This is a genomic window from Massilia sp. LjRoot122, from assembly GCF_964252725.1.
Classification (GTDB): domain Bacteria; phylum Pseudomonadota; class Gammaproteobacteria; order Burkholderiales; family Burkholderiaceae_D; genus Telluria.
The window spans coordinates 1,859,347-1,874,511 of record NZ_CAXUPB020000001.1; the positions used below are offsets into that span (position 1 = coordinate 1,859,347).

14 protein-coding genes are annotated in these 15,165 nt (G+C 65.9%); 8 read left to right on the forward strand and 6 right to left on the reverse strand.

What is annotated here, in order from left to right; all coding sequences use genetic code 11:
• Window positions 1-62: 62 nt before the first annotated feature.
• Both ACSQ25_RS08200 and ACSQ25_RS08205 read right to left on the reverse strand, forming a co-directional pair.
• Window positions 63-1,646, reverse strand: coding sequence for a CocE/NonD family hydrolase (locus tag ACSQ25_RS08200; RefSeq protein WP_436105208.1), 1,584 nt, complete (start codon window positions 1,644-1,646; stop codon window positions 63-65).
• 101 nt (window positions 1,647-1,747) lie between these two features.
• Window positions 1,748-2,719, reverse strand: coding sequence for a DUF535 family protein (locus ACSQ25_RS08205; RefSeq protein WP_436105209.1), 972 nt, complete (start codon window positions 2,717-2,719; stop codon window positions 1,748-1,750).
• Window positions 2,720-3,077: 358 nt separating this feature from the next.
• Between ACSQ25_RS08205 and ACSQ25_RS08210 the strand changes: the two genes are divergently transcribed.
• A complete protein-coding gene (locus tag ACSQ25_RS08210) occupies window positions 3,078-3,785 on the forward strand; it encodes a glutathione S-transferase (RefSeq protein ID WP_436105210.1) in 708 nt (235 codons plus the stop codon).
• Window positions 3,786-3,794: 9 nt separating this feature from the next.
• Here ACSQ25_RS08210 and ACSQ25_RS08215 read toward each other — a convergent pair whose 3' ends face one another.
• Complete coding sequence (locus ACSQ25_RS08215) at window positions 3,795-4,997, reverse strand: MFS transporter (protein WP_436105211.1); 1,203 nt, start codon at window positions 4,995-4,997, stop codon at window positions 3,795-3,797.
• Window positions 4,998-5,101: 104 nt separating this feature from the next.
• Between ACSQ25_RS08215 and ACSQ25_RS08220 the strand changes: the two genes are divergently transcribed.
• The 5 genes from ACSQ25_RS08220 to ACSQ25_RS08240 all read left to right on the forward strand — a co-directional run bounded on the left by ACSQ25_RS08220 (window position 5,102) and on the right by ACSQ25_RS08240 (window position 11,615).
• The gene (locus ACSQ25_RS08220; RefSeq protein ID WP_436105212.1) at window positions 5,102-5,998 is read left to right on the forward strand and encodes a LysR family transcriptional regulator; all 897 of its coding nucleotides are present in this window, start codon (window positions 5,102-5,104) and stop codon (window positions 5,996-5,998) included.
• Between the two features lie 87 nt (window positions 5,999-6,085).
• Complete coding sequence (locus tag ACSQ25_RS08225; protein ID WP_436105213.1) at window positions 6,086-6,559, forward strand: VOC family protein; 474 nt, start codon at window positions 6,086-6,088, stop codon at window positions 6,557-6,559.
• Between the two features lie 38 nt (window positions 6,560-6,597).
• On the forward strand, window positions 6,598-7,461 hold the full coding sequence (locus ACSQ25_RS08230; protein WP_436105214.1) for a PhzF family phenazine biosynthesis protein: 864 nt from the start codon (window positions 6,598-6,600) through the stop codon (window positions 7,459-7,461).
• 279 nt (window positions 7,462-7,740) lie between these two features.
• The gene (locus ACSQ25_RS08235) at window positions 7,741-8,568 is read left to right on the forward strand and encodes an N-acyl amino acid synthase FeeM domain-containing protein (RefSeq protein WP_436105215.1); all 828 of its coding nucleotides are present in this window, start codon (window positions 7,741-7,743) and stop codon (window positions 8,566-8,568) included.
• Window positions 8,569-8,732: 164 nt separating this feature from the next.
• Window positions 8,733-11,615: a putative bifunctional diguanylate cyclase/phosphodiesterase gene (locus tag ACSQ25_RS08240; protein WP_436105216.1), complete on the forward strand. Its 2,883-nt coding sequence runs from the start codon at window positions 8,733-8,735 to the stop codon at window positions 11,613-11,615.
• Window positions 11,616-11,634: 19 nt separating this feature from the next.
• Here the strand turns inward: ACSQ25_RS08240 and ACSQ25_RS08245 are convergent, their stop codons facing one another.
• The gene (locus ACSQ25_RS08245) at window positions 11,635-12,006 is read right to left on the reverse strand and encodes a DUF4124 domain-containing protein (RefSeq protein ID WP_436105217.1); all 372 of its coding nucleotides are present in this window, start codon (window positions 12,004-12,006) and stop codon (window positions 11,635-11,637) included.
• A gap of 693 nt (window positions 12,007-12,699) precedes the next feature.
• Here ACSQ25_RS08245 and ACSQ25_RS08250 point away from each other — a divergent pair.
• Both ACSQ25_RS08250 and ACSQ25_RS08255 read left to right on the forward strand, forming a co-directional pair.
• The gene (locus tag ACSQ25_RS08250) at window positions 12,700-13,200 is read left to right on the forward strand and encodes a hypothetical protein (protein WP_436105218.1); all 501 of its coding nucleotides are present in this window, start codon (window positions 12,700-12,702) and stop codon (window positions 13,198-13,200) included.
• Window positions 13,201-13,520: 320 nt separating this feature from the next.
• Window positions 13,521-13,772, forward strand: a complete 252-nt coding sequence (locus tag ACSQ25_RS08255) for a hypothetical protein (RefSeq protein WP_436105219.1) — start codon at window positions 13,521-13,523, stop codon at window positions 13,770-13,772.
• A 13-nt stretch (window positions 13,773-13,785) separates the two neighbouring features.
• Here the strand turns inward: ACSQ25_RS08255 and ACSQ25_RS08260 are convergent, their stop codons facing one another.
• Entirely contained in the window at window positions 13,786-14,160 is a 375-nt protein-coding gene (locus ACSQ25_RS08260) for a RidA family protein (RefSeq protein ID WP_436105220.1), read from the reverse strand.
• Complete coding sequence (locus tag ACSQ25_RS08265) at window positions 14,160-15,137, reverse strand: threo-3-hydroxy-L-aspartate ammonia-lyase (RefSeq protein WP_436105221.1); 978 nt, start codon at window positions 15,135-15,137, stop codon at window positions 14,160-14,162. The genes ACSQ25_RS08260 and ACSQ25_RS08265 overlap by 1 nt, the downstream gene beginning before the upstream one ends.
• Between the last annotated feature and the right edge of the window lie 28 nt (window positions 15,138-15,165).

The window sequence follows — 15,165 nt, forward strand, 5'->3', positions numbered from 1 at the left end:
GTACCACGGACCCGGGCGGGCGTGGTGAATGTGGCAAGGGCCGGCGGCCGCCGGCCCTGTGCTTACTTGGGCGCCAGGCTGGACACTTTCAGGTCCAGCACCTTCAGGCGCGCCACGGCGTTGCTGTTCTTCGGGTTGAGTTCCAGCGAACGGCGGTAGCTGCGCACGGCATCTTCCTTGTAGCCCGCCGCTTCCTGCGCTTCGCCCAGGCTGTCGAACAGGTTCGCATCCTCGGGCAGGAGGCGGGTGCCGAAGCTGAAGATGGCGATGGATTCGGCATGCATGCCGTCGCGCAGCAGCTCGTAGCCCCAGGAATTGATCGCGTCCGGGCCGAGCTTGAAGCTGGCGCCGCGCGCCTGCATGTCCTGGTAGAGCTCGAAGGCCTGGTCGAATCCGCGTTCGGCCAGCTGGCCGGCGAAGTTCTCGTGGGTCGGCGCCAGGCCGCTGCCGCGTTTCGCTTCCATCGTGATCATGCGCTTCGGTGCGCCGTTGGCCTCGGGCCGGTTGGCCAGGAAGGCCTGCGCTGCCTTGTCGCCTTTCAGGTAGGCGTCGAGGAAGCGATGCACGTAGCGCGCCATCCAAGCATGCGCGGCGCGGACCTCGTCCCGGTCGTAGTCGGCGAAATCGCTGGCGCGGGCGAAGCGCAGCCCGTCCGCCGCGAAGTGCTGGTGCAGCATCGGATGCATCGTGGCCACGAACACGTCGGAGTAGCTCATCCGGTTCAGCAGGCTGAAGGCCGTGCTCTTTTCGCTGCGGTTCAGGGCCTCGATCGAGCGGGGGCGCTGGGCCAGGTAGAGCAGCGGCAGCGGCAGGCGCGCCGGGGTCACGTAGGGCACCGCGGCCTTGCCGCCGTCCACGAACTGGGGGAAATAGCGGACCGAGCCGTCGATGCTGACCAGCGCCTTGATGCGGTCGTCGCGGGCGGCGGCCAGCACATTGGCCAGGCCGCCCCAGCTGAAACCCGCCACCGCGAGGCGCTCCATGTCCGCCTGCGGCAGCGCGGCGGCCTGGGCGATCAGCCAGGCGATGTCGGCCGCCTGCGTTTCCAGGCCTTCGACATCGTCCGTCATCGCACGCGTACGTGCGCCCTGCGAGGCGCTGGACAGCACGATATAGCCCTGGCTGGCCAGGTATTCGCACAGGTCGGCATTCTCGGCCGCGCTGGCGCTGAAGCTGGGCGCGTAGATCAGCACCGGGAAGCGGCCACCCCGTGCCGGCGCGTCCAGCGTTGCCAGCATCGGCTGCGCCAGCTCCCGCTGCACGGCCTCCTTGCCGATCGCCCCGGCGAACTGCGCGAGCTGCTGTGCGCTGCGGCGCTTCAGCTCGTCAGGGGAGAGGTCGAAGCCGGATTCCGTGACACTTGTTGCGAGGTAATCGCCGAAGCTGAGCGGCCGTCCGGCGCGCACGGCCGGGTACCACACCAGCACCTGCATCGGACGCGCCCGTTCGCCGCTCGCCGGCTTGCCGGTGGTGAGCGAGACACGGGTCTTGTAGACGCGCGCGTGGTCGTACTGCTTGAGCACCTTGAGGCCGACCGGAAGCGGGCCGGGTTCGGGTATCAGGGGTGTGGCCTGGGCGGCGGGCAGGGCGCAGAACAGCAGGGCGGACAACAGCGCGGATAGAAAGGCAGTCGGCAGGCGGGTCATGGCGTGTGGAGGCGTTGGCAGGGCGCCCAGTATAGGAGGGGACCCCGGCGCCATGTCTCTCCAATTCTCACCGCGGCATCCGCCGCTCCCGGACCGTGGTATCAGGCTTCGGCCGTGGCCGGCGCCGTCGCCGTGCGCGCCTGCGCGCTGGCTGCCGGCACCATGTGGCGCAGCATCGTGCTGCGGGTGGAGTCGCCGATGGCGCGCCAGAACTCGCGGCGCTGGGCGGCGCGCTTGCGGTGCTTGGACGGCATGTCGGCCAACGGCTTGAGGTAGAAGGGCAGGCGGATCAGGTAGCTGCGGCCCGGCATCTCGACGCCGCCCAGGATCTTCCAGAAGCCGTCATAGGCGTTCTCGAAGTGCTTGACGTCGACGGGATTGTAGGCGACGTGCGAGGTGCACTTGATGGCCGCCACCTGGTCGATGCCCAGCGCCTGGGCCACGCCCTGCATCGCGGCGAAGCAGAAGAAGCTCGGCGAGTTGTTGGGGAAGGCTTCCTCGAAGGCGTCGAAGGCGGCGCCGGAATCGGTCCAGCGGCCCTGGTTGCGGGTGACGAAGGGAACGGTCGGCAGGTCGACGCCCGCCAGTTGCCCGTCCACCCAGGTATAGGAGAGGCGGTGCAGGTACTTGCCGTCGGCGACCAGCGAGATGGTGAGGTCGCCCTCGGCATCGTGGCGCGGCGCCATCTCGAGGCGCAGGAGGAAAGCATGCTCGCCGCCTTCGTGCTGCGACTGATGCTGCCACAGCGTGAGCCCGCCGCCGCCGTAGACCGCCTGGTGGTAAGCGTTGCCGAAGGCGCCGTCCTCGAAACGGTAGTGCGACAGCACGCACTGCACGCGCTCGCGCGCACTCAGGTCTTTCGACAGGTAGCTGCGGTGGCTCAGGTGGTGGAACAGGTCGTCGTTGGGGGCGGCCGCGACGAAGCGGCGCACCAGGTCGAGCCGGCACAGGGCCTGGTGCTCGCGCCAGTAGCGCAGCACGCGCAGGCTGCGCACGATACTCAGCATCCACGAAGCGGGCGTGTACTGGCTGCGGCGGGCGAGCCAGCTCTTGGACAGATGAGCGAAGATCATGTGAGAGCTCCAGTCGGCAGTAAAGTTGCGGGCGCCGGGATGGCGCCTCCGTCTTTAACTTGCCCGCCGCTTGGGGACAACCAAGCGCGGGATTGCACAACAGAAATCACATTCTGCCATGCAATAGCCGTGGATGCTAACTTGTGCCTGGATACGACAGAGGGAGGGTAGTGAGGTGAAGGGAACCGCAGCAAAGGGTTGCGTTCATGGTGTCTCTCTCTTGATCGGCTTTTTGCGTCTTCTTGCGACTTTTTGTTTTCGCCTGACAGGCAACACAAGATTACCATGTTTGTGCGGCGACACGCTTCTGATTCATCATCGATAATTGCGCCAAACCGAAGCAGACCGGAGGTGCGAGATGGCGTATGAACTTTTTTACTGGCCGGGAATCCAGGGACGCGGGGAGTTCGTCCGGCTCGCCCTGGAGGAAGCCGGGGCGGAGTACGTGGATGTGGCGCGCCGCGCCGGCGGCATGGACCTCCTGCTGTCGGCGCTCGACACCGAAGCCCATCCCTCGTTCGCGCCGCCTTTCCTGCGCGCGGGCGAGCTGACCATCGGCCAGGTCGCCAACATCCTGCTGTTTCTCGGCGAGCAGCATGCGCTGGCGCCGCGCAGCGATCCGGGACGGCTGTGGACCCACCAGCTGCAGCTGACCATCGCCGACCTGGTCGCCGAGATCCACGACACCCACCACCCGATCGCCACCTCGCTGTACTACGAAGACCAGAAGCCGGAAGCGCAGCGGCGCGCCGCCGACTTCATCGAGACCCGCCTGCCCAAGTTCTTCGGCTATTTCTCGCGCATCCTCAGCAACCCCGAGCAGCGCGACTGGCTGGTGGGCGACAAGCCGACCTATGCCGACCTGTCGCTGTTCCAGGTGATCGAGGGCCTGCGCTATGCCTTCCCGAATGCGATGAAGCGGCTCGAAGGCGACTATCCGGCCCTGGCCGCGCTGCGCGACCGCGTGGCCGCACGTCCCAACATCGCCGCCTACCTGGCCTCGCCGCGGCGGATCCCGTTCAACCAGAACGGCATCTTCCGCCACTATCCCGAACTGGACGAATAATCGTCAGCCTCATTCCAATGCAAACCCCCTGAGGGCGGCCTTGGCCGGCAAGCCGTCACGGCGGTCGAGCCAGCGCGCCAGCGTGGTCAGCAGGAAGGCGCCAAGCACGATCAGGGCGCCGATCCAGGGCGTGGCCATCAGGCCGAAGCGGGCGACGATGATGCCGCCGCCCCAGGCGCCGAGGGCGATGCCGACGTTGAAGGCGGCGATGTTCAGGCCCGACGCCACGTCCACCGCCTGCGGTGCATCGCATTCGGCGCGCTGCACCACGTAGACCTGCAGGCCGGGCACGTTGCCGAAGGCGACCGCGCCCCAGGCCAGCACGGTGGCCAGCACCAGCCACTTGTCCGGCGCCGTGAAGCTCAGCACCAGCAGCACCAGGGCCAGCAGGGCGAACACGATCTGCAGCGCCGGCAGCGGCCCCTTGCGGTCGGCCAGCTTGCCGCCCCAGATGTTCCCGGCCGCGACCGAGACGCCGTAGACCAGCATCACCAGGCTCACGCTCGACGCGGCAAAGCCGGACACCTCCTGCAGGATCGGCGCCAGGTAGGTGAAGGCGATGAAGGAGCCGCCGTAGCCGAGCGTGGTCATGGCGTACACCAGCAGCAGGCGCGGCTTCTTCAGCACCGCGAGCTGGGTCAGGAGGCTGGCCGGCTTGCTGCCTGCAATACTGGCCGGCACCAGGATCCAGCTGCCGATCATGGCGGCCACGCCCAGCAGCGACACCGCGAGGAAGGTCGCCTGCCAGCCGAAGTGCTGGCCGATGAAGGTCCCGAGCGGCACGCCGGTGACCAGGGCCACGGTCAGGCCGGTGAACATCAGGGCGATCGCGCTCGCGGCTTTCTCCTTCGGCACCAGGCTGGTGGCGATGGTCGAGCCGATCGAGAAGAACACGCCGTGGGCGAGGCCGGTGAGCACGCGTGCGGCCATCAGGGCGGTATAACCCGGCGCCATCCAGGCCACCAGGTTGCCGACCGTGAACAGCATCATCAGGCCGAGCAGCAGCAGCTTGCGCGGCACGCGGCCGGTCAGGGCGGTGAGGACCGGTGCGCCGACGGCGACGCCGAGCGCATACAGGCTCACCAGCAGGCCGGCGGAAGGCACCGACACCTTCAGGCTGGCGGCGATGGTGGGAATGAGGCCGACGATCACGAATTCGGTCGTGCCGATGGCGAAAGCGCTGAGGGTCAGCGCCCAGAGTGCGAGTGGCATGGTGTTCTCCTTGTCTGCCGGTTGATCCAGGCCAGCAGTGTGGCGCCGGGGCGCACATAGAAAAATGCCTTGGCGTACAATTTACTTTTGACTGGGAGTCACGAATGATCGACGTAGAGGCATTGATTGCCTTCACTGCAGTCATAGATACGGGCTCGTTCTCGCATGCCGCCGAGCGCCTCGGGCAGACGCCCTCGGGCGTGTCGCGCACGATCTCGCGGCTCGAAGCGCAGCTGGGCATGACGCTGATGCACCGTACGACGCGGCGCCTGCAGCTGACGGAGGAGGGGAGCTGGCTGCTGGGGCGGGCGCGCAGCCTGCTGGCCGAGCTGGCGAATACCGAGGCGGAGGCGGCGGCGCGCCGCTCGCAGCCCTCGGGCCTGGTGCGGGTGAATGCGGCCACGCCCGCGCTCGACCACCTGCTGGCGCCGCTGGTGCCGGCCTTCCTGGATGCCTATCCGCTGGTGCAGCTGGAGCTGGTCAGCGGCGAAACCTATGTCGACCTGATCGAGGAAAGGGCCGACCTGGCGATCCGCATCGGGAACCTGCCGGATTCGACCCTGAATGCGCGCCGCCTCGGCAACTCGCGGCTGCGGGTGCTGGCCGCACCCGCCTACCTCGACAAGCACGGCGTGCCGGCGGACGCCGCCGCCCTCCACGCCCACCGCACGCTCGGCTTCACGGCGCCGGCGACGCTGAATACCTGGCCGCTGCGGCATGCGGGCGGGGAGGGCTGGACCGTCACCCCGGCGGTGTCGGCCTCGAGCGGCGAGACGGTGCGCCACCTGGCGCTGGCCGGGGCCGGGGTGGCGTCGCTGTCGGATTTCCTGACGCGCGCCGACGTCGCGGCCGGGCGCCTCGTGCCGGTGCTGGAAGAGGCGACCCTGCCCTGGACCCAGCCGGTGTGGGCGGTGTTCTATAAACAGGGATCGCTGGCGCCGCGGGTGGCGGCGCTGGTGGATTTCCTGGCGCAGAGGCTGCAGGACGTGCTGGACCGCTAGGGACGGCCCGGCTCAAACTTCTTGGGGATTGCCCGAACCATCGCCCGGCGCTAGTGTCTGTACGCTAGTCCAACACAGGAGCCGTCCATGAATACCGAGAACAGCAAGGTCAAGCCCGTCGAAGACGGCATGCACACCATCACCCCGCACCTGGTCTGCGACGGCGCGGCCGATGCCATCGTCTTCTATGAGCGCGCCTTCGGCGCCGCCGAAGTCATGCGGCTGCCGGGGCCGGGCGGCAAGCTGGCCCACGCAGCGGTACGCATCGGCGATTCGATGCTCATGCTGATGGACGAGTTCCCCGACTGGGATGCCAGCGGCCCCCGGGCGCTGGGCGGTACGCCGGTCACCATCCATCTGTCGGTGCCGGACGTCGACCGCGCCTTCGAGCGCGCCGTGGAGGCCGGCGCGATCGCGCGCATGGCGCCGGCCGACATGTTCTGGGGCGACCGCTACGGCGTGGTCGAAGACCCGTTCGGCCACCGCTGGTCGATGGCGACCCATATCCGCGACGTCTCGCCCGAAGAGATGGCGGCGGCCATGCAGCAGGGCTGTCCCTGAATTATCATGTCAGTCGCTCAACTATCAGAGAGACTGACATGAACGAATCCGCACTGCATGCCGATGCGGTCCTGCGCATCGCCGCCTTCTCCGATGGCGACACCGGCGGCAATCCCGCCGGCGTCTGGATCGGCGACGCACTGCCGCCCGCGCCGCAGATGCAGGCGCTGGCGCATGCCATCGGCTTTTCGGAAACCGCATTCGCCGCGCCGCAATCCGCTGACGATACCCGAGGCTGGCGCGTCCGTTATTTTTCGCCCGAGTCCGAAGTGCCGTTCTGCGGCCACGCCACCATCGCGCTCGGGGCCGCGCTGGCGCGCCGCTTCGGCGAGGGCCGCTACGCGCTGGAGCTGAACGCGGCCGCGATCTCGGTCGAGGGCAAGCTGGACGGGACGCGGGTGGCGGCCAGCCTGCAATCGCCGCCGACCCGCAGCGCAGCGGCGCCCGCGGCCCTGGTCGACGCCGCGCTGGTCCTGTTCGGCTATACCCGCGCCGACCTCGACGAACGCATCCCGCCGGCCCTGGCCCACGGCGGCGCCGACCACCTGGTGCTGGCCCTGAACAGCCGCGCCGCGCTGGCCCGCATGGACTACGAGCTCGACGCCGGACGCCGCCTGATGAACGAAGCCGGCCTGGTAACGGTCGTGCTGGCCTGGGCGGAAACCCCGCAACGCTTCCATACCCGCAACCCCTTCGCGTCCGGCGGCGTGCTGGAAGATCCGGCCACCGGCGCCGGCACGGCCGCGCTGGCGGGCTACCTGCGCGACATCGGCTGGCCGCACGGCGGGCGCATCGAGGTGGTGCAGGGCGAGGACATGGGCATGCGCTCGCGCCTGGGCGCGGAGATTCCGCCAGAGCCCGGCGCTTCGATCCGGGTGTCCGGGACGGCGCGCATGATGTAGGAGCGCTTACCGTCATGAAGCCTGCCGGATGCAGTGCCGGCAGCATGCCTTAATGACAGTATTTGTGACATCCTCCCAGGAGAATGTAAACACAATGTTAAGTACGGTCGTGCGTTCATGTAGGATAAATATTACACATCTGTCGGAGTACTCTTAGCGTTTTGTAGGACAAACAGAAGGGGAAAACTGCCTCACCTCGACATTTAGAAAGATACTGAACGGATTGATAATTTGATTCAGGCAAGTTCTGTTTCACACCTTCAATCCGGGAGTATCTTCATGTCGCTGTTCGACCCTATCGTTTCTCATTCCGCCGGTGCTTATGCGCGCGCCGTCCAGGATGCACGTGCGGCACGCGCTGCCGGGCTCGCTGTCGAGCGCCTGCCATTCACCATCCGCCGGGTCGAGACCGAGGCGGACCTGCTGCAGGCAGTGAAGATCCGCCACGCCGCCTATGCCCGCCACGTGCCTGACTTCGCCCGTTCGCTGGCGCAGCCGGAAGCGGCCGACTATGAAGACGACACCATCGTGCTGCTGGCCGAGTCGAAGCTCGACGGCACGCCGATCGGCAGCACCCGGATCCGTACCAACCTGGTCCGCCCGCTCGGCGTCGAGGAATCGATCGTGCTGCCGGACTGGCTGCAGGGCCGTCGCCTGGTCGAAGCGACCCGCCTCGGCATCGATGAAGGGCGCATCGGCCGCGTGGTCAAGGTCGCGCTGATTAAGGCCTGCTTCATGTATTGCGAAGACAACGGTATCGATTACTCGGTCGCGACCGGCCGTCCGCCGGTCGACCGCCAGTATGAACAGCTGCTGTTCACCGACGTGTTCCCGGAGCAGGGACCGGTGCCGCTGCGCCATGTCGGCAATATTCCGCACCGCGTGATGGCCTTCGAGATCGCAACGTTCGAACAACGTTTCCGCGAGAAGCGCCATCCCCTGCTAAACTTCTTCTTCAACACGCACCATCCCGACATCAATGTCGGGCCCGCCACGCCGCCGGCGCTGGCCAGGACGCAAGTGAGGGAGCAAGTGAAGCCCGCGGGCATGCAAGTGAGCAAAATGACGGATCTGACGTTGCAGACACGCGAATTCGCCTTTGCCTGAGCACTTATTGCATGACGGCATCACTTTAAAGCTGTATCCTTGCGCTTTGACGCCGCCGCCGGCAACGGGGGCGGTATTCGACCGCACTGATTCAGCTTATGCCCATCCCGACACCCCAACACCGTTCTTCGCTTCCAGGCACCGCGCACGCGGTGGTGGAGCAGGTGTTGAAGTTGTTCTCGTACTACCTGATCCCGCTCGGGATCGGCCTCGTCTCCCTGATCGCCCTGGTGTTCTGGCACGACCAGTACCGCACCGTCGGCGACGTGCCGCTGTCGATGCACGTCACGGTCCAGCAGGAAGCCAGCTTGTCCCCGGGCGCCGCACTGGCGCGTGCCCGCGCGTCGAGCCTGACGACCGGCCATGACACCCATTTGTCGGAAGCCCCCGTGTGGTTCGCCTTCGAGCCGATGCCGCGCGCGGGCCGGCAGGTGGTCGAGTTCCCGTCGCGCCATGCGCTCGACGTCGCCTGCTGGGATGCCGGCAGCCTGGCACCCCTGGGCAGCGCCACGCGCGGCGCCGGCACCGGCTTCATCGAAGGCTCGAAGGCCGGCTTCGCCCTGAAGCTGGCCCCGCTGCCCCCTGAACTCCTGTGTCGCGCCAGCTTCTCCGGCCCGGCGCGCCTGTCGGTGCTGCAATGGCCGGCCGATCAATATGCACTCTCGGTCGAGCAATACCACCGCAAGTCCGGCCTGCTCGACGGCGGCATGGTGGTGCTGGCCCTGTTCATCCTGATCACTGCCGTGATCAACCGCCAGCCGCTCTACGTGCTGTTCGCCGGCTGGCTGGTGCTGAACCTGCGCGTCGCCGCGCTGTCGGCCGGCTGGGACATCCAGTGGCTGGGCCAGACCATCCCGTCCGACTGGCTGCTGCGCAGCCGTTCGGTGACCATCACCCTGTACGGCATCGCCACGCTCACCCTGTACCAGTCGCTGCTGCGCGAGAACATCGCCGCGCTGCGCTACGTGCTGCCTTTCCGCATCATGCAGTGGCTGTGCATGCCGATGCTGGCCGCCGCCATGTTCCTGCCTTACGGCATGTACCTGCCGCTGCTGTGGGGCATCACGGTGTGCTGCTTCTCGGTGATGACGGTCGGCCTGTTCAAGATCATCGCGGAGTCGCGCAACCGGGTCGCCTCCTGGTTCGCGGCCTCGTTCGCGGTCAGCTTCCTGGCCACCATCGCCGAAGTCGCGTCGGCCGCCCTCGGCATGCGCGAACTGCTGGGCATCATCAACAGCGTCACCGCCGCGCTCGCGTCGAGCCTGCTGGCCGCGCTGGCCGTGGCCGAGCAGATGCGGGTCGAGACCGAGCAGCGCGAAGCGGCCCAGCAGGAACTGGAACACGCCTACCAGGCGATGCCGGTCGGCCTGTTCACGCTCGACATGTACGGTCACTTCCTGAGCGTCAATCCGGCCCTGCAGAAGATGCTCGGCATCGCCAGCTTCGTGCCGGGCCGCACCGCCTGGCGCCAGTTCTTTACCGAAAGCACCTGGACCGAGCTGCACGAGCAGGTCCATGCCAAGGCCGAGGCCGAGATGGAGCTGACCAGCCGCGACGGCACCCAGCGCTTCCTGGTCAGCGCCACGCTGGCACGCTCGCGCATCGAAGGCGTGTTGCAGGACACCACCGAGAAGCACAAAGCCACCGAGCAGCTGCAGTTCATGGCCAACAACGACCCGCTGACCAAGGTCTTCAACCGCCGCGGCATCGAGCGCGAGTTCGCGCTGGCCGCGAACGGCCTGGCCGCGGGCAAGCCGATGGCCCTGGCCTACGTCGACCTCGACCGCTTCAAGCTGATCAACGACCTGTTCGGCCATGCGGCCGGCGACGAGGTGCTCAAGCAGGTGTGCGAACGCATGGCGACCATGCTCGCCGGCGGCCAGCAGATCGGCCGCGTGGGCGGCGACGAATTCGTGATCCTGATGCCGGAAACGGCCATCCCGCTCGCCTCGATCATCTGCCGCGGCATCGTCGACCGCCTCGGCAACACGCCTTACCGGGTGGGCGACAAGGCCTTCCACGTGCGCGGCTCGGTCGGCCTGATCGAGGTCACGCCGGGCATCGCCATGAAGGATGCGGTCTCGACCGCCGACCGCGCCTGCCGCGAAGCCAAGACAGGGCAGGGCGAAGGCCTGGTGGTGTACGAGCGCGGCGCCGAAGCCTTCCGCCAGCGCGCGGCCGAGCTGGACATGGTGGCGCGCCTCTCCGGCCCGCAGGCCACCGAGGGCCTGCTGCTCGAGATGCAGCCGATCATGTCGCTGCGGAACCCGCGCGAATCGCTGAATTTCGAGGTGCTGCTGCGCATGCGCGACCCGGACGGCCGCATCGTGCCGGCCGGCGCCGTGATCTCCGCGGCCGAGAAGAGCGGCCGCGCCAGCATGATCGACCGCTGGGTGCTGAACAGCACCCTGGCCTGGATCGCCGAGCATGCCGAACAGCTGGCCAATACCCGCTTCGTGTGCATGAACCTGTCGGGCGCCTCGCTCAACGACGAGCGCTTCGTGCAGGACACCTTCGACATCCTGGGACGCTACGTGCACGTCGCCAGCCGCCTGTGCCTCGAGATCACCGAGAGCGTCGCACTGCACGACCTCGACAACACCCGTCGCTTCATCGACCAGGTGCGCAGCTTCGGCGTGAAGGTGGCGCTGGACGACTTCGGCGCCGGCTACACCTCCTTCTCCTACCTGAAGGAATTGCCGGCCGACGTGCTGAAAATCGACGGCAACTTCATCGTCAACATCAACGCCCACCCGGCCAACGTGGCGATCGTCGAAGCGATCGTCAGCCTGGCGGGCAACCTGGGCATGAAGACGATCGCGGAATGGGCGGAAGACGCCGCCACGGTGCAGACGCTGGCGGAGATCGGCGTAGACTACGTGCAGGGTTGGGCGGTAGCGCGTTCGCAGCCGCCCGAGCGCCTGCTGCAGGCGCGCTCGGCGGCGGATTTCATCACCGACCCGGAAGTGCTGGAAGTGCTGCGTTTGCTGGAATCACCGACGCCGCCGCATCTGGCGAGCGTGACGCGGCTGCACGATTTGCATTAAGCGCGCCCGGCGCGCGGCTTTAATGCAGCGTCGCCAGGGTTTGCTTGCCCGCCCCCGCATCCATCAGTAATAACTGCGCCCGCGCCGCCTTCAAGGTGGCCACGTCCTGTTTCATCGGCTTAGCGTTCACGCGCGGCGACGCCTGGCGGCGTTGCGGGGGAGGCGGCAGTACGCCTTGCTCGGTAACGAGCGGATAGGGCTCCGCACGCGTCACGCCCTCGTCAGCCGGGGTATTCGCCATGCGCACCCTGGTCGCGCCGCCATCGCAGGGCTGGTCGGTCAAAGTGATGCGGCCGGCCCCATCCACGCACTTGACGATGTCCGCGGCAGGAAGGGTAGCGGGCGCGGCCATTGCCGCGACGAGGATACTGAGACAGAGATGACGCTTCATGGCCGACTCCTTTTCTTGAGCCTCCATTGTCCGTGTCCGTCTTACAACGCTCTGTTCGCTGACGCACTTGCGCGCGGCATGCGCACAAGAATCTCTCAGCCGTACTACAGCCCCTTCATCCCTTGGCGTTCGCCATCGTGCGCGGCGCCGGCAGCGCGGCAATCAATATAATCCGGATAATTACATCCAGCTGAAATAACGATTATCAGGGTTTATTCGGCCCGGCGTTTTGAAACCTGATCCTTTGCGCTTGAAATGCAATCGCCATTACGGGGTCCATTAATAAATTCTTTTCTCAGATAACATTGATTTCCTCTAAATCCTCACTAGACTCAGTAATGACAAATTCAATAAGAATTTGCGAACCAATGGCGGTCAATGCCATTGGATAATTTATAAAGGGGAGTCCTATCCTGCAGTCCACAACGGCGGCTGCGGGTAGCATTCAACAGCATTCCTGAGCAAGGCGCCATCATGGCACGATGGCGTTGGGAGAGGTATGTCCCAATACTTGCGTTTCATAAGAATGGAATGTCGGGACACCGCGATTGCAATCGGTGAAACTCTACTGTGCACTTATCGGTGGTGTAAATCACTGCGGCAAAGCAATCGCATATTGTTTTTAATAAGAGCAGTGGGCAAGATATCGCAGCCCAATATTGCCGATCAAAATGAACATAACTGGAGATGAAAATGAATGCGAAAAAACTAGCTCTAGGATTCGCCGCGACACTCGCGATAAGCTCAGCATGGGCCCAGACAACTGGTCCGAGCGGAGCGCATTACGCGAAAGGCAGTTTCGCGCCTGTATGCAGCGTCGATGGAACTCAGTTGGTCAGCTGTACCGGGACCGTCATCGGGGGCGTCGGCAATACCAATGCGACTGCGACGCTGTCTGCCACCTACACCGGTACCGTGCAGTGCCGAAACCATGGCGGCCAAGTAGTCGAAGTGAAGACGCAGACCACGGAGGGTACGTCGTCGGGCGTGCTAAGGCCTTCCCGCAACGGGCAGCTTGTCGTGCCGCCGCTCAGTGCGGCAGCGCCAACCGATGCGGAAATGAAGGCAGATGCTGACTGCCCTAACGGGAACTGGACCAAGGAAGTACGGGACGGGCCAACCCTGATCAGTTACGTCTATACGCTCACCTTCGTTGGCTACACCCAGCCATTCTTCAGTAAAGTCTATCCTTGATGGCTTGACTCAGGCGTCGGCACACAGGAGATAAGCCAGGGCCGGCTCGACCGATTTGCAATCGGTGTGGCCGGCACTGTCTTCTACCCGGTCCTGCCTGCTTTTTTGTCGATCGGATGCTGGCCATGCAAGAAGCTCTTCACCGCCATTGCCGCTTGTTAGTTCTCTGCATGCTGCTGCCCGGCCTGCTAATAGCTGGATGCGGGGGCGCAGGGGATGACGGCACATCCCATGTAATGTCATCCGCGGCATCGATCGCATCCCCGCAGCAGGCTTCGCCAGGGTCGAGCCGTTTGGCCGCCATATCGCCAGCGCCCACCGTGCCGGACGATACCACTGCAATTGCGTTGAAGTCAGCCGGTCTGGCACAGCTCAGCGCACTGCCACACTTGTCGGCGCTATCGGCACGCGAGAAGGCGGGTTTGTTTCTGCTGTTACCCGCCAAGTCTTCTTCGCAGCGGCTGATGTTGATCGAGATGTACCCCAGCCTGTCACGGCTGCCGGTCCAGCAAAAGCAGGTGTTGCTGGATAAACTGGAAAAAATCGTCCCGCTCGCGGACAGCAAGCGTTGATGACTGCGCTCGCTCAGTTCGCCGGCTGCTCCGCCACCAACTGCACTTCCACCAGAAAACCATAGTGCAGCGCCGGCACCGGCACCACGGCGCGTGCCGGCCGGTGCGCGCCGAAGACGCCGGCATACAACGCGTTGAATGCCGGCCAGTACGCCACATCGGCCAGGTAAGCAGTGCATTGCACCACGTCGTTCAAGCCGCAGCCGGCCGCGCGCAGGATCTTCCCGCATTGCTCGAACACCGACGCGCACTGGGCCTCGAAGGAGAGCCCGGCCAGCTCGCGTGCCGGCAGGACACCCGACACGAATACCAGGCCGCCGCGCGTGACGACAGCCTGCGAATAATGCCCGCCGGGCGCGGGCAATTCGGGTGACTGGATGAATTCCATCAGGCGTCCAGGGTCTGCATCAGTTCGGCAAAGCGCGACAGGTCGACGTTGCCGCCGCTGATCAGGATGCCGACGCGCTTGCCCTTGACGTCGACCACGCCGTGCAGCGCCGCGGCCGCCGCCAGGCAGCCGGTCGGCTCGACGATCATCTTCATGCGCTCGGCAAAGAAGGCCATGGTCTGCACCAGTTGGGCGTCGCTGACGGTGACAATGTCGTCCACGCTGCGGCGGATCACCTCGAAATTGTGCTCGCCGATATGGGTCACCATGGCGCCGTCGGCGATGGTCTTGGGCACGGCGATGTGCACGATCTCGCCCTTGCGCAGCGACTGCTGGCCGTCGTTGCCGGCTTCAGGCTCCACCCCGATCACCTTGCACTCCGGCGAGAGCGCACGTGCCGCCAGCGCGCAGCCGGCCAGCAGGCCGCCGCCGCCCAGGCAGACCAGCAGGATGTCGAGCGGACCGGTTTCCTCAAACAATTCCTTGGCCGCCGTGCCCTGGCCGGCGATCACGTCCGGGTGGTCGTAGGGCGGGATCAGGGTCATGCCGCGCTCTTCCGACAGGCGGCGGCCGATCTCTTCGCGGTTCTCGGTATAGCGGTCGTAGGTGATGACCTCGCCGCCGTATTCCTTGGTGGCCTTGACCTTCAGCGCCGGCGCGTCGTTCGGCATGATGATGACCGACTTGATGCCGGCCAGCTTGGCCGACAGGGCGATCGCCTGGGCATGGTTGCCCGACGAGAAGGTGACGACGCCGGCCTTGCGCTGGGCATCGTCGAATTTCGCGATGGCATTGTAGGCGCCGCGAAACTTGAAGGCGCCCATGCGCTGGTAGTTCTCGCACTTGAAGAACAGCGTCCCGCCGCTCAGCGTGTTGGCCGTGGTCGAGGTCAGGACCGGCGTGCGGTGCGCGGCGCCGGCCAGGCGCTCGGCGGCCAGTTCGACGTCACGGTAGGAGAGGGCGGTGGTAGCGGTCATGGCGGGCTCGCGAAAGTCGAAAGCCGAC

Bases quoted from the DNA above. Each gene is read 5' to 3' on its own strand.
- ACSQ25_RS08200 (WP_436105208.1), bottom strand. From the start codon at position 1,646: ATGACCCGCCTGCCGACTGCCTTTCTATCCGCGCTGTTGTCCGCCCTG.
- ACSQ25_RS08205 (WP_436105209.1), bottom strand. From the start codon at position 2,719: ATGATCTTCGCTCATCTGTCCAAGAGCTGGCTCGCCCGCCGCAGCCAG.
- ACSQ25_RS08210 (WP_436105210.1), top strand. From the start codon at position 3,078: ATGGCGTATGAACTTTTTTACTGGCCGGGAATCCAGGGACGCGGGGAG.
- ACSQ25_RS08215 (WP_436105211.1), bottom strand. From the start codon at position 4,997: ATGCCACTCGCACTCTGGGCGCTGACCCTCAGCGCTTTCGCCATCGGC.
- ACSQ25_RS08220 (WP_436105212.1), top strand. From the start codon at position 5,102: ATGATCGACGTAGAGGCATTGATTGCCTTCACTGCAGTCATAGATACG.
- ACSQ25_RS08225 (WP_436105213.1), top strand. From the start codon at position 6,086: ATGAATACCGAGAACAGCAAGGTCAAGCCCGTCGAAGACGGCATGCAC.
- ACSQ25_RS08230 (WP_436105214.1), top strand. From the start codon at position 6,598: ATGAACGAATCCGCACTGCATGCCGATGCGGTCCTGCGCATCGCCGCC.
- ACSQ25_RS08235 (WP_436105215.1), top strand. From the start codon at position 7,741: ATGTCGCTGTTCGACCCTATCGTTTCTCATTCCGCCGGTGCTTATGCG.
- ACSQ25_RS08245 (WP_436105217.1), bottom strand. From the start codon at position 12,006: ATGAAGCGTCATCTCTGTCTCAGTATCCTCGTCGCGGCAATGGCCGCG.
- ACSQ25_RS08250 (WP_436105218.1), top strand. From the start codon at position 12,700: ATGAATGCGAAAAAACTAGCTCTAGGATTCGCCGCGACACTCGCGATA.
- ACSQ25_RS08260 (WP_436105220.1), bottom strand. From the start codon at position 14,160: ATGGAATTCATCCAGTCACCCGAATTGCCCGCGCCCGGCGGGCATTAT.
- ACSQ25_RS08265 (WP_436105221.1), bottom strand. From the start codon at position 15,137: ATGACCGCTACCACCGCCCTCTCCTACCGTGACGTCGAACTGGCCGCC.